This is a genomic window from Vibrio sp. 10N.239.311.G01 (genome assembly GCF_041465805.1).
GTDB classification, from domain to species: domain Bacteria; phylum Pseudomonadota; class Gammaproteobacteria; order Enterobacterales; family Vibrionaceae; genus Vibrio; species Vibrio crassostreae_C.
Genome location: NZ_JBFSRM010000003.1, coordinates 100944 through 115508 on the forward strand (window position 1 = coordinate 100944; position 14565 = coordinate 115508).

Genomic DNA, 14565 nt, shown 5'->3' on the forward strand with positions numbered 1-14565 from the left:
ATAGCTAGCCTTATCGCTAAGGCAAGTTATCAGCAGTAGCCGTAGCTCATTAGACGCTGGTAACGACGCTCAAGCAGCGTTTCGTTATCAAACTGCTCTAGCTCTTCTAGCTGTTTAACTAACATGTCTTTCATGTTTTGAGCGGTTTGTGCAGGGTCGCGGTGCGCGCCACCTAGAGGCTCAGGAATGATTTCGTCGATAAGCTCAAGCTCTTTAAGACGAGGAGCAATCAGGCCCATCGCTTCAGCTGCTTGTGGTGCTTTATCTGAATCGCGCCATAAGATTGAAGCACAACCTTCTGGAGAGATTACTGAGTACGTAGAGTACTGAAGCATGTTCACGTAGTCACCAACACCAATCGCTAGTGCACCACCAGAACCGCCTTCACCCACAACGTTACAGATAACAGGAACTGAAAGGCCAGCCATCACTTTTAGGTTTTTAGCGATAGCTTCAGATTGACCACGCTCTTCAGCACCAACACCTGGGTATGCGCCCGCTGTGTCGATGAAAGTAATAATAGGCATGTTGAAACGCTCAGCAGTTTCCATTAGACGTAGCGCCTTACGGTAACCTTCTGGCTTTGGCATACCAAAGTTACGGATCACTTTCTCTTTAGTCTCACGACCTTTCTGGTGACCAATAACCATAACAGGACGGCCATTTAGACGAGCCATACCACCCACAATAGCTTTGTCGTCAGCGTAAGCGCGATCGCCCGCCATCTCTTCAAACTCTGTGAATGCATGCTCCAGGTAATCTTTGGTGTAAGGACGTTGAGGGTGACGAGCAAGTTGAGCTACCTGCCATGCACCTAAGTCACTAAAGATTTTCTGTTTAAGCTCTAAGCTTTTTTTCTCTAGTTGTTCGATTTCTTTGTCTAGATCTACCGCTGTGTCACCACCGTGACGCGAAACGTCACGTAGCGCTTCGATTTTTGCTTCAAGTTCAGCGATAGGCTTTTCAAATTCTAGAAAGTTCAGGCTCATCTATGAATCCTTGTTGATTCAGCTCCGCATTCGCGAAGCTAAATTTTAGTTAAATTCGAGTTCTACTTGGCTATTTCCAAGCAGCTGTTTTAATTCGTCTAGTAATGTATCACTTGGCGTCACACGCCATTCTGTGCCCAATGTTAACCGCGCTCTAGCGTCGGCACGCTGGTAGTATACATTGACTGGGACCGTTCCGGCTCTATAAGGTTCTAAGATTTGACTAAAGCGTTCAAAAAATTGACCGTTAATTTGGGATTGGTCGATAGATATCGACACCCCACGAGCATATTTCTCACGGGCGCTTCCTAAGTCCATGACCTCGCGCGCGGACATTTTAAGCCCGCCATTGAAATCATCAAAGCTGACCTGTCCGGAAACGACCACAATTTTGTCTTTTTCGAGCAATTCTGCGTAGCGATCGAGCGCATCCGAGAACAACATCACTTCCATTCGGCCCGATCGGTCATCAAGTGTCATCAAACCAATTCGCGTGCCGCGCTTCGTCGTCATCACTCTCGCAGCAATCACCAAGCCTGCAATTGTTAGTGATTGGTCACGACGCGTTGGCGTGGCATCTTTCAAACGACAGCTAGTGTATTTCGCTAACTCTTTGATGTAAGCGTTAACCGGGTGACCCGTTAAATACAAACCAAGCGTTTCACGTTCACCTTCAAGCCAAACCTTCTCAGGCCATTTAGGCACTTGGGTATACTTGTGTTCAACCTCTTCCGGAGCGTCGGTCAACACGCCAAACATATCAGATTGACCAAAAGACTCGGCATGGTGATGTTGACTCGCTGCCTTCACCGCATCTTTCAAAGATGCCATCATCGCCGCTCGGTGAGGACCTAATCTATCTAAGGCTCCGGATAGAATCAACTTTTCGATAACACGTTTATTAACCTTCTTCAGATCAAGACGTGCACAGAAGTCGAATAAGTCTTTAAAGTAACCACCTTTATTTCGCGCTTCAATAATCGCTTCAATAGGGCCTTCACCGACCCCTTTGATCGCACCGATGCCATAAACAATCGCGCCATCTTCATCCACGTTAAAGCGGTACAGACCCGAGTTGATATCTGGTGGTAAAAGCTTGAGCTTCATACGGAAACATTCATCAACAAGGCCAATAACCTTCTCGGTGTTATCCATATCTGCCGTCATTACCGCAGCCATAAATTCCGCTGGGTAGTGCGTTTTCAGCCATAGCGTTTGATAAGAAACCAGTGCATATGCTGCGGAGTGAGATTTGTTAAAGCCGTAGCCCGCAAATTTCTCTACCAAGTCAAAGATCTTCATGGCCAGCTCGCCATCAACACCATTGGCTTCAGCACCCTCTTTAAAGGTACCACGCTGCTTTGCCATCTCTTCTGGCTTTTTCTTACCCATCGCACGACGCAACATATCCGCTCCACCAAGCGTATAGCCAGCAAGGATCTGTGCGATTTGCATTACCTGCTCTTGATACAGGATGATGCCGTACGTAGGTTCTAGCGTCTCTTTCAGCGATTCGTGTTGCCACGTTTCATCAGGGTAAGAAACCGCTTCACGGCCGTGTTTACGGTCGATAAAGTTATCTACCATGCCTGATTGCAGAGGACCCGGACGGAACAGGGCTACCAATGCGATAATATCTTCAAAACAGTCGGGCTGTAGACGTTTGATAAGGTCTTTCATACCACGCGATTCCAGCTGGAATACCGCGGTGGTTTCAGAATTTTGTAATAGGTTAAATGACGCTTGGTCATCAAGAGGAATCGACTCGATACGAACCGGTTCTTTCCCCTCTTTCTTCAAACGTGGATTCACTAGGCCTAACGCCCAGTCGATGATGGTCAGGGTACGCAGCCCCAAGAAGTCGAACTTAACCAAGCCAGCCGTTTCAACGTCATTCTTATCGAACTGCGTTACTGGGAAGTTACCTTCTGCGTCGGCATAGATTGGCGAAAAATCGGTGATCGTGGTGGGTGAGATAACAACACCACCTGCGTGCTTACCGGCATTTCGCGTACAACCTTCAAGGATGCGACACTTATCAATCAGCTCACGAACTTCTTCATCGCCATCGTAAAGCTCTGGCAATGCAGGTTCAGCAAGGAATGCTTTCTCTAGCGTCATACCCGGGTCTGGCGGTACAAGCTTTGAAATTCGATCGACGAAACCAAACGGGTGGCCCAATACACGGCCTACATCGCGGATTACCGCTTTTGCCGCCATGGTACCAAAGGTGATGATCTGAGAAACGGCATCACGACCGTACATTTCAGCCACGTGATCAATAACTTGGTCACGCTTATCCATACAGAAGTCGATATCGAAATCGGGCATGGATACACGTTCTGGGTTCAAGAAACGTTCGAAAAGTAGATCGTATTCAAGTGGATCGAGATCGGTGATATCCAAGGCGTAAGCGACTAGAGAGCCGGCACCAGAACCACGGCCAGGACCTACTGGCACATCGTTGTCTTTTGACCACTGGATGAACTCCATTACGATCAAGAAGTAACCTGGGAAACCCATGTTGTTAACAACTTCGAGCTCAATCTTGAGTCGCTCATCGTATTCCGGTCTGCGCTCAGCACGCACTTTTTCATCTGGGAATAGGAACGCTAGACGTCGCTCAAGGCCTTCTTCAGATTTCTTGATCAAGAAGTCTTCAATCGCCAAACCTTCCGTTGGGAAGTTAGGCAGGAAGTACTCGCCCAGACGAACCGTTACATTACAACGCTTAGCAATCTCAACACTGTTCTCAAGTGCTTCAGGAATGTCTGAGAACAGCTCACACATCTCTTCTTCACTACGTAGATATTGCTGCGCGCTGTAGTTCTTAGGGCGACGAGGATCGACCATAGTGAAACCATCATGAATCGCCACGCGGATTTCGTGAGCATCAAACAGGTCTTCAGTTAGAAAAACCACTTCGTTGGTTGCGACAACAGGCAGGTCTTCCTGTTCAGCAAGCTCTAACGCAAAGTGTAAGTATGACTCTTCATCTGGTCGTCCGGTACGAATCAGTTCCAAGTAAAAACGATCGGCGAAGTACGTTTTGTAAAACTCGACGCTGCTTGCAACCAAGTCACGGTTACCTTTCAGCAACGCCTTACCAATCTCACCTTCTTTGGCGCCCGATAGAATGATCAGGCCTTCTGCATTCTCAATTAGCCACTCTTTATCAATAACAGGCTGATGTTGAACATGACCACGAAGGTAAGCTTTTGAGATGAGTAACGTTAGATTGTTATAACCTTTATTGTTCGTTGCGATAACGGTGAGCTTGGTCAACTCGTCACCGAATTCTGGAGACTGCATCAAGAAGTCAGCACCAATAATAGGTTTAACCCCACACCCATGGGCAGTACCGTAAAACTTCACTAAACCACACAGGTTGGTAAAGTCGGTCAATGCTAGAGCAGGCATACCCATTTCAGCGACTTTTTTAACTAATGGTGGCACCTTGGATAGGCCATCCACCATCGAAAAGTCACTGTGTACGCGTAGGTGAACAAATTTTGGATCTGACATTATTTTTCCTGAGTTCTAGGTTTGAGCCTAGGATTACAACTGTGTGTATTCTATTTTTTTCTAATACAAGTTAGCAACTTTATTCGATGCTAAGCTCTAGTTAACGTAAAGCTCTAATCTATACCAAGAATACGTTTTACTGGCTTAAAGCTCTTGCGGTAATGCTCGGTTACACCATGTTTTTCAATCGCTTCGAAATGCGCTTTGGTCGGGTAACCTTTATGCTTAGCAAAACCAAACTCTGGATGAAGTTTATCAAGATCTTCCATCTCTTGGTCACGAACGACTTTTGCGATAATAGACGCCGCACTGATTTCAGCCACTCGCAAGTCCCCCTTCACAATCGCAAGACCATCCATCGGCAGTTCTGGGACTCGGTTTCCATCTATCAACGCCATATCAGGTTGAACGCTCAACCCCGCGATAGCTCGCTGCATAGCAACCATCGTCGCTTGCAGAATATTCAACTCATCAATTTCTTGTGGAGAACAACGACCGACAGACCACGCCAAAGCTTTCTCTTTGATTTCAGGAAGTAACGCAAGACGCTTTTTCTCAGACAATTTCTTTGAGTCGTTCAAGCCTTCGATTGGGTTGTTTGGATCAAGGATAACCGCAGCGGTCACCACGTCGCCAACCAAAGGGCCACGCCCTACTTCATCCACGCCAGCAAACAGCTGGTAACCTTGCGGGTATTCAAATGGAGGAAGCTCTTTTTTTTCTTTTACTGCCATAACTAATCTCTTAATGTTCTGTAAATAAGCGCTTTATGCTTCAACAAAAGGTCGGTCAATCAATTTCAATACTGCGTTAGCGGCTTGTTTGTCTGCGTCTTTGCGGATCCAGTGATGCATCTCGGTAAAGCGTTTGATCAAGGCACTGTTATCGGCTGATAGCATTTTATCGACAGACGGGAACAAAAAGTCTGGGTGGCACTCTTCAAGAATATGCTCTTTCACGATCTCTTCACCAGCCAAAATATTCGGCAGTGACACAAACTCAGTGATCGCCAACTTCTTAACAATGTAACCCGTCAGCTTATTTACTTTGTAACCAACCACCATAGGGCGTTTAAGCAACATACATTCAAGAGCCACGGTACCTGAAGCCAAGAGCACAGAATCAGCGGCGGTAATCACGTTGGTTGCCGTATCTTCGACTAACGTGAATTCAAGCTCAGGTGCGGTCGATTGCCAGATTTCAGTAAACTGCTTTTTACGCTGCTCGTTAACGAGCGCAACAACAAAATTGATATCCGGATACTTCTGCTTGATACGTTGGCAAGTTTCGATAAATGGCTGAGCAATCAAACCCATCTCACCACCACGGCTACCCGGTAATACGGCTAACCACTGCTTGTCTTGATCAAGACCTAACAGCTCTCGAGCATCTTGTTTACTAGGCTCTAAAGGAATCGCGTCTGCCAACGTGTGACCAACAAACTCACAGGCAACGTTATATTTATCGTAGAACGCTTTTTCGAACGGCAAGAAAGCCAAGACTAAGTCGGTTGCTTTGTCGATTTTAAAGATACGCTTTGGACGCCAAGCCCACACTGAAGGGCTCACGTAATGCACCGTTTTGATACCAGCGTTCTTAAGGTCTAACTCAAGCCTTAGGTTGAAATCGGGCGCGTCGATACCGACAAAGACATCGGGTGGATTTTGAGTGAAATACTTAACCAGCTCTGCTTTTACTTTTAACAAGCGAGGTAAACGGCCAAGCACTTCAACTAAGCCCATAACGGCCAGCTCTTCCATCTCGAAAAGAGACTCACAACCAAGGGCTTTCATTTTCGGCCCGCCAATGCCAACGAACTCTGCATTCGGGTATTGTGATTTGATCGCTTTGATAAAGCCTTCACCAAGCGTATCGCCAGACAGTTCGCCGACAACAATGCCTACGCGCAATGGTTCATTCGAAACGAAGTCCGAGCTATTGGTTGCTGCTTCTTGCTGTGCCATAGTTTTTCAATTCCCTTGTTGCCTAAAACAAAAAAGACCGCCTAACGAGTAGCGATCTTTTTGTTATACCATTCTGATGAAGTAGTTATTGCCATACTCACATTGATTGGTACATAACCATATCGAGTATTAACGAATAATACCGCGCTCAGAGTTCTCTAGCATTTCAAGCATAGGCGCTACCGAAGTAAACTCTTTTGCCATTTCAACTAAAGCCACTTTCGCTTCTTCAAGTGTTTTACCTGAACGGTATAACTCTTTGTACGCCTTCTGTAGTGCACGAATTTCAGGTTTTTCAAATCCGTTACGCTTCAAACCTACTAGATTAAGACCGAATGGAGCCGCGTGGTTACCCTGTGCAAGCACGTACGGCAGTACATCTTGAACAACTGCAGAACAACCACCAATGTATGCGTAAGCACCAATTGAGCAGAATGGGTGAATCGCAGAAAGTGCCATAACACCAGCGTAGTCGCCAACCGTTACATGACCGCCAAGAATAGCGTTGTTACCAATGTGAGTGTGGTTACCAACAATAACATCGTGCGCTACGTGAGCATTAACACAAAGTAAGTTGTCATCACCAATCACTGTGGTTGCTTTGTCTTGAACCGTACCACGATGGATTTGAACCGCTTCACGAATTACGTTGCGATCACCGATTACAACTGTTGTGTCTTCGCCGCCGTATTTCTTATCTTGGTTTTCTTCACCGATAACAGCGTGTGGGAAGATACGATTTTCTTTACCAATGGTTGTGTGACCTTTGATCACAACGTGCGACATCACTTCAGTGTCGTCACCAATTGTCACGTTACCAGCAATGTAAGTGAAAGGCCCAACCGTCACGTTAGCACCGATAGTTACATCACCTTCGATTACTGCTGCCGGGTGAATTTTCGCTGTTTCATGAATCATATTAAAACTCTCTACGAGCACATTTAAGTTCAGCTGAACATACAACTACGCCGTCAACCTTAGCAACACCATTAAACGATGCGATGCCACGACGTTCTTTTAAGAATTCAACTTCGATAACCAGTTGGTCACCTGGTACTACTGGCTTACGGAATTTAGCTTTATCTACGCTAGCGAAGTAGTACAACTCGTTGCCAGAAGGCGCACCGAAAGATTTGAATGCTAGAAGGCCTGTTGCTTGTGCCATTGCTTCTAAGATCAACACGCCTGGGAATACAGGAAGCTGAGGGAAGTGGCCTGTGAACTGAGGTTCGTTAACAGAAACATTCTTAATTGCGGTCAGTGTTTTTTCTTTTTCAAAGCTAGTCACACGATCAACCATTAAGAATGGGTAGCGATGAGGTAGTAGTTCCTGAATTTCAGTAATGTTCATCGTTGTCTGTTCAGTAGTCAAAGTCGTATTCCTATGTATATTCTTTATTTAATTAGAAGGATTATAAACGAAAAAGACTCGCTGTACGCGAGCCTTTTATTAGAAATGCTGGAATTATGATTCCGCGCTCTTCTCAATAAGTTTTTCAACGGTTTTCAAACGCTTGTTCATTTCATCAATACGATGAACTCGCGTCGCTGTTTTACGCCAGTCTTTATTTGGCTGTAAAGGAATACCCGAAGAGTACATGCCTTTCTCAGTGATGCTGCGCATTACCATCCCCATACCGGTGATTGTAACGCCGTCAACGATTTCAATGTGACCATTAATCACACAACCACCACCAATAATACAGTACTTACCTATCGTCGTGCTGCCTGCAATGATAGTACCACCAGCAAGAGCTGAACCATATCCGATGTGAACATTGTGAGCAATTTGAAGTTGGTTATCTAGGATAACGTTGTCTTCGATGATTGTGTCATCTAATGCGCCGCGGTCGATGGTAGTACACGCGCCAATTTCTACGCGGTTACCAATGCGAACAGAGCCGACTTGCGGGATCTTAACCCATTCGCCTTTCTCGTTCGCATAACCAAAGCCATCAGAGCCAATAACAGTACTTGATTGGATCAGACATGCTTCACCAATCACAACTTCATGGTAAACACTTACGTTAGCCCACAGCTTAGTGCCTGCGCCAATTTTTGCATTTTTACCAATAAAGCAACCAGCACCGATGATCACATCATCACTAAGTACTACACCAGACTCAATCACAGCGTTCGCACCAATAGACACATTTTGTCCAATAGTTGCATCGCTAGAGATTGAAGCAGAATCAGCAATAGCCGCTGCGGGTGCAGGAGTAGTATCAAGCGCTTGAGCAACCTTAGCAAAAGCAACGTAAGGGTCACTAACCACAATAACGTTGGTCTTACACAATTCGCGCTCACTCTCTTTAACCATAATAGCGGACGCTTTACAGTCACCTAGGTGCTTGCTGTACTTCACGTTAGAAAGGAACGTAATGTTACCTTCTTGCGCTTTATCCATAGGAGCGACTGCTGAGACGGTAATCGTACCGTCTCCGTGTAGCTCTCCCCCAGTAATCGTTGCCAATTCGGCTAAAGTCAGGTTCTTCATAAAACTTATTTCAGTGATTTAATTACTTGCTCAGAGATGTTGTATTCAGGCTTACCGTATTGTAGAGCTTGAATATCAACGATCATGTCGTAGCCTTCTTTCTCTGCAACTTTAGTTACAGCATCTTGAATCACTTTGAACAGCTTCTGCTTCTCTTGTGCTTCACGACGTTGACTTGCTTTTTCTAATGCTTGAGCTTTGATTTTGTACTTGCTGTCTAGTTGGCCAACTTCGATACGAAGCTTCTCAACTTCTTCAGGACCTAGTAGCTCGCCATCACGCTTAAGCTTTTCAATCTTGGTTTTCGCTTCAGCTTGAATGCTCTGTAGCTCAGCCGCTTTATCTTTGAACTCTTCCTGCATTTTTTGAAGAACAACTTCACGCTGAGGTAGAGCCTGGAATACTTGTGCAGTGTTTACATAACCCACTTTTTGCGCAGCTTCAGCAGCTGTTGCAAAGAAAGAAGAGCTAAGAACTACAAGGCCTAAACCTGCTGCTTTAATCATATTTTTCAAAATATTGTCCTTTAAATATTAGAAAGTTCTACCAATGGTAAATGTGAAGAACTCTTCATCATCACCTTCGTAAACTTTAATTGGTTTCGCTAGAGAGAAAACCAGTGGGCCCATTGGTGACATCCATTGAAGAGCGGCACCATAAGATGAACGGTAATTTGTTGGGTCAGAGTAATCGTAGTAGTACTGGCTGCCACTATTTGGTGCGCCGCGGTCTACGAACTCTGTGTCCCATACACTTGCCATGTCGAAGAAAACACTGGTTCGAATCTGGCTGCGCGCTTCATCAGAAGCAAACGGCGTTGGTACAATTAACTCTAAGCTTGCTAAGGCAACCGCGTTACCACCCACTGAATCATCAGTAGCGGTATCATAGGTTGGGTTGTTACCTGTGCTGCTTCCGTAAACGGCTTTCGGGCCAGCTGAGTTAGAACCAAAGCCACGTAGGGTTGTAAAACCACCTGCGTAGTAGTTCTCGTAGAATGGGAACAAGTTATCGTTACCATCTGTTTGACCATAACCATTACCATAGCCTAATCGGCCACGCATCAATAGTGTGAACTCATGCTTTTTGGTCAGCGGGATGTAATGTTTTACATCGTACTGCATTTTGAAGTACTGAGCATCAGAGCCTGGTACCGTCATTTTAGCGAAAGCACGTTGGTGGTTACCCTCTGTTGGGAAGAAACCACGGTTCAAGTTGTTACGCGTCCAAGAGATATTGATATCGAAGTCATCGGTTAAGATGTGCTCGTCACCGTATTGGTCGATACTTCTCGCGAACTGTTCAACTTGGATATAAGTCGGTACGTTACCGATCTTGTTGTGCGTATAGCCCACACCAAACTCGATACGGTTCAGCTCATCCATAGGGAAACCCCATGTTAGGCTGGTACCGTAACTTTGGTTGGTATAGTCGACGATGCCCGCTTCAGAGGCTTCAAATTCGTTGTAGAAGATCTTACCGCCTAAGCTCACACCATCCAGGTTCCAGTATGGGTCACGGTAGTCTAAGCTCACGTTTTTTTGGTAATCGTTCATCATGGCACTTACGCCAACACGGTTACCAGAGCCCGCAAAGTTGTCTTGTTGCAGGCCAACTTGGAAACTCACACCAGATTCAGTACCGTAGCCGACACCAAAGTTGATACTGCCTGAGTTCGCTTCCTTAACGTTGTAAACCAAATCAACTTGGTCTTCACTGCCAGGAACACGCACTGTTTGTACATCAACCGTTTCAAAGAAACCTAAACGGTTAAGACGGCTCTTACCGGTATCAATGGACTTAGAGTTAAGCCAGCTGCCTTCCATTTGACGCATTTCACGACGCAGTACTTCGTCTTTCGTTGAGTTGTTACCCGTGAATCGAATATCACGAACATAGATACGGCTGCCCGCTTCTACATTGATAACCAACGACACTTCTTTGGTCTCATCGTCAAATTCAGGAATCGTGCGAACTTGTGGGTACGCGTAGCCAGATTCACCAAGAATTCGTTTTACGTTCTCTTCCAAAGACGTTACCGAAGAACCGTTGTACGTATCGCCGTCTTCGAATGGCACTAACGCTTCGAAGTCAGCCTCACGACCGATTAATTCACCACGGAAAGAGACATCTTTAACGGTGTAGGCTTCGCCTTCATCGAGGCCAAGCGTGATGTAAACACCTTTTTTGTCTGGAGAGATCGCCACCTGCGTAGAGTCAACCTTAAACTTAAGGTAACCACGGTCAAGGTAGTAAGATTTCAGCGCTTCGATATCACCGGCTAATACTTGCTTTTGGTATTTTTCATCCGCAAGGAAATTCCACCATGCAACATCAACATTCAGATTGAAACGACTAAGCAGTTCAGAGTCAGAGAAGACTTCATTACCGATAAAGTTGATTTGCTGAATCTTAGCGGATACGCCCTCAGTAAACACAAACTTAAGGTCAGAACGGTTACGTGGCAGAGGTGTCACAACCGCTTTTACTGTCGCGTTGTACTTACCAACACTGTAGTAAAAATCTTCAAGGCCTTTTTCAATGTTACTCAGCGTAGTACGGTCAAGGGCTTCACCTTCACGAACACCAGACGCATCTAGGTTCTGCTGAAGCTGTTCTTCTTTAATCGCTTTATTACCAGAGAATGAGATGCTTGCGATGGTCGGTCGTTCTTGAACTTGAACAATCAATACACCTTCATCACGAAGGACTTTAACGTCCTCAAAGTTGCCCGAAGCATACAATGCACGAATGATCTCAGACACATCGCTTTCATCCACTTCATCGCCAATACGTACTGGCATTTTCAGTAGAGCTGCACCAAGTGCAACACGCTGTAAACCTTCGATCTTGATATCTTGAACTACAAAGTTTTGTGCTCCGTTCGCAGCCACACTAGTGGCCAATAGACTTGCGAACAGAATTTGCTTAATCGCCATACTTATTCTAATTATTCCTTGCTACTACCAATGCCTGTGAGAAACCATTCACAGACGAGTAAAATCGTTAAATATTGCCAGAGCCATCAATGAGAAGAGGATTGCCCCTCCCACTCTGTATCCCATTTCCTGAACTTTCTCAGGTACCGGTTTACGAGTAACGGCCTCAATAGCGAAAAACAGCAAATGTCCGCCATCAAGCATAGGCAGCGGAACCAAATTAATAATCCCTAAGTTAACACTAATCAGAGCCAAAAAGCCCAAGAAGTAAACCAGACCATAATCGGCGGTTGTACCTGCACCTTTAGCGATTGAAATAGGGCCACTCAAGTTGTTTAAGCCAACATCACCAACGATGAGCTTCTTAAGCATTGTCAGTGTCAATCCAATGATTTGACCTGTTTTATCAAATGCTTTTCCTACAGACTCAATTACACCAAATTGTAACTCAAAGCGATAATCTTCTGGCCATTCTGCGACTTCCGGAGCAATACCTGCATAGCCGATTGTCGAACCATCAGAAAGCTCTCGACTTTTTGGTGTCATAACCAATGACTGCTCGGCACCATTTCGCAATACGACCAAGTCCAATGATGTCATTGGATTAGCACGAATTAACTCAACAACCGACTGCCACTGTTCAATAGGTTGCCCGTTAATCTCAACAATTTTATCGCCAGCTTCAAGACCTGCATCGTATGCAGCGCCATCATCAATGATTTGAGCCAGTACGGTCGATATCTCTGGAGAATACGGTCTAAAGCCCAGCGTTGTCATTGCAGATTCAGTTTCTGGGTTGAACGACCAGTCTGAAATATCCAATGTCATTTGTTGCTCAAAGCCGATGTCGTCTTGAGAAGCAACCGTCACTGTCATGGATTGATCACCAATGTGCGATATCAACCCCATATTGACTGATTCCCAATCTGCGGTTTTGATTCCTGAAATAGATTTAAGTTCCATTCCAGTTTCAATTCCGGCTTGTGCAGCAATAGATTGTGGAGTGACTTCACCAATCACGGGCTTAACCGCGGGTACGCCAATCAAAAATACTAACCAATACGCGAACACCGCAAAGATAAAGTTGAATGCAGGGCCTGCACCCACAATCGCCGTTCGTTTCCAAAGCGGCTTCTTGTCGAAAGCGTATTGCTGTTGATCTTCAGAAAGATCGTCAACACGACCATCGAGCATCTTAACGTAGCCGCCCAGTGGAATCACTGACAAGCTGTATTCAGTACCATCACGGCCCACTTTACTCCAGATTGATTTACCAAAACCAATCGAGAATTTTTCAACTTTCACACCACAACGACGAGCGACCCAGAAGTGTCCAAACTCATGAACAGCAACCAGAATGCCAAGCGCTACGATAAAAGATGCGAAGTTCCACAGAATTCCACTCATGCTAGCTGCTCTTTAATAAATTGAATGGCTATTTGACGAGACATATTATCGAGCTCGAGAAGGCTTTCCAAGCTATCTAAACCCTCAGAGTTATGTTGTTCACATACTTTGCTCATAACGTGTTCGTTAATGACAGCAATATCGGTAAACTTCACCTGATTGTTCAAGAAAGCATCGACCGCGATCTCGTTTGCTGCATTAATGGCTGTTGTCGCATGCTGACCTAAGTAGCACGCTTCAATCGCTAACCTCAAACACGGGTAACGACTGAAATCTGGTTCTAAGAAGGTAAGCTCACCCACTTTAGTAAAGTCTAAAGGCTTAACACCCGCCTCGGTACGATTAGGGTAAGACATCGTCAAAGCGATTGGCGTTGCCATATCTGGTTCGCCCATTTGAGCAAGCACAGAGCCATCCTTGTACTGAACCATCGAGTGAATCACAGACTGCGGGTGAATGATGACCTTTAACTGCTCCTGAGAAGCATTAAATAGCCATTTCGCTTCAATGTACTCTAGCCCTTTATTCATCATAGTCGCAGAATCGACAGAGATCTTAGGCCCCATAGACCAGTTAGGGTGTGCAATTGCGCGTTCAGGAGTCACTGATTCGAGTTCAGCCACATCGGTATAACGGAAAGGACCACCAGAACCAGTCAGAAGAATATGGTTAATGCCGTTTTCTTCAAGGTTACAGCGGCCTAGGTTAGTTTGTACGTTCTGCGGAAGGCATTGGAAAATAGCATTATGCTCGCTATCGACAGGAAGCAGCTCTGCACCGTATTTTTCCACGGCGTCGATAAACAACTGCCCAGACATCACCAAAGCTTCTTTGTTTGCAAGCAAGATACGCTTGCCCGCTTTAACCGCAGACATAGTAGGAAGTAAACCAGCGGCACCAACAATCGCGGCCATTACCGTGTCCACTTCCTCTAGAGAAGCAACCTGACACATGCCTTCAGTGCCTGAAAGTACTTTTACGTTAGGGTAACTCACGGACAACACTTCAGTCAGTTGAGACGCTGCATCAGAGCAAGCCATAGCAACATAGCTTGGTTGCCACTTTTCAACTAACGCCAGCATCTTTTCAACATTCGAGCCTGCAGCCAGTGCAACCACTGAATAGAGATCTGGGTTTTGCTCAACGACTTTTAGTGTACTTGCACCAATTGAGCCGGTAGCGCCAAGGATAGTTAGATTTCGCATCACATATGACCGTAGAAATGTAATAAAGGGCAGAATCAC

General features: G+C 45.5%; 11 protein-coding genes. All 11 read right to left on the reverse strand.

The features are described 5' to 3' along the window. Positions 1 to 29 precede the first annotated feature (29 nt). Positions 30 to 989, reverse strand: coding sequence for an acetyl-CoA carboxylase carboxyl transferase subunit alpha (accA, locus tag AB6D06_RS03290; protein ID WP_017060731.1), 960 nt, complete (start codon positions 987 to 989; stop codon positions 30 to 32). 45 nt (positions 990 to 1034) lie between these two features. Beyond that, complete coding sequence (gene dnaE, locus AB6D06_RS03295; RefSeq protein ID WP_372099678.1) at positions 1035 to 4514, reverse strand: DNA polymerase III subunit alpha; 3480 nt, start codon at positions 4512 to 4514, stop codon at positions 1035 to 1037. Positions 4515 to 4627: 113 nt separating this feature from the next. Then, positions 4628 to 5248 carry a ribonuclease HII gene (gene rnhB / locus AB6D06_RS03300; protein WP_017063371.1) on the reverse strand — a complete coding sequence of 207 codons (621 nt, stop codon included), beginning with the start codon at positions 5246 to 5248 and terminating at the stop codon, positions 4628 to 4630. 33 nt (positions 5249 to 5281) lie between these two features. After that, a complete protein-coding gene (gene lpxB / locus AB6D06_RS03305) occupies positions 5282 to 6478 on the reverse strand; it encodes a lipid-A-disaccharide synthase (protein ID WP_017066406.1) in 1197 nt (398 codons plus the stop codon). Positions 6479 to 6607: 129 nt separating this feature from the next. Beyond that, positions 6608 to 7396 carry an acyl-ACP--UDP-N-acetylglucosamine O-acyltransferase gene (gene lpxA / locus AB6D06_RS03310; protein WP_017066405.1) on the reverse strand — a complete coding sequence of 263 codons (789 nt, stop codon included), beginning with the start codon at positions 7394 to 7396 and terminating at the stop codon, positions 6608 to 6610. A 1-nt stretch (position 7397) separates the two neighbouring features. Then, positions 7398 to 7850, reverse strand: coding sequence for a 3-hydroxyacyl-ACP dehydratase FabZ (gene fabZ, locus AB6D06_RS03315; RefSeq protein WP_009847408.1), 453 nt, complete (start codon positions 7848 to 7850; stop codon positions 7398 to 7400). Positions 7851 to 7943: 93 nt separating this feature from the next. Beyond that, on the reverse strand, positions 7944 to 8975 hold the full coding sequence (gene lpxD / locus AB6D06_RS03320; RefSeq protein ID WP_017066404.1) for a UDP-3-O-(3-hydroxymyristoyl)glucosamine N-acyltransferase: 1032 nt from the start codon (positions 8973 to 8975) through the stop codon (positions 7944 to 7946). 5 nt (positions 8976 to 8980) lie between these two features. After that, entirely contained in the window at positions 8981 to 9481 is a 501-nt protein-coding gene (locus AB6D06_RS03325; protein WP_017063367.1) for an OmpH family outer membrane protein, read from the reverse strand. 27 nt (positions 9482 to 9508) lie between these two features. Next, complete coding sequence (bamA, locus tag AB6D06_RS03330; protein WP_017060735.1) at positions 9509 to 11914, reverse strand: outer membrane protein assembly factor BamA; 2406 nt, start codon at positions 11912 to 11914, stop codon at positions 9509 to 9511. A gap of 48 nt (positions 11915 to 11962) precedes the next feature. Beyond that, on the reverse strand, positions 11963 to 13321 hold the full coding sequence (gene rseP / locus AB6D06_RS03335; RefSeq protein WP_017060736.1) for a sigma E protease regulator RseP: 1359 nt from the start codon (positions 13319 to 13321) through the stop codon (positions 11963 to 11965). Then, positions 13318 to 14526 carry a 1-deoxy-D-xylulose-5-phosphate reductoisomerase gene (gene ispC / locus AB6D06_RS03340; RefSeq protein ID WP_017060737.1) on the reverse strand — a complete coding sequence of 403 codons (1209 nt, stop codon included), beginning with the start codon at positions 14524 to 14526 and terminating at the stop codon, positions 13318 to 13320. The genes rseP and ispC overlap by 4 nt, the downstream gene beginning before the upstream one ends. Positions 14527 to 14565 lie beyond the last annotated feature (39 nt).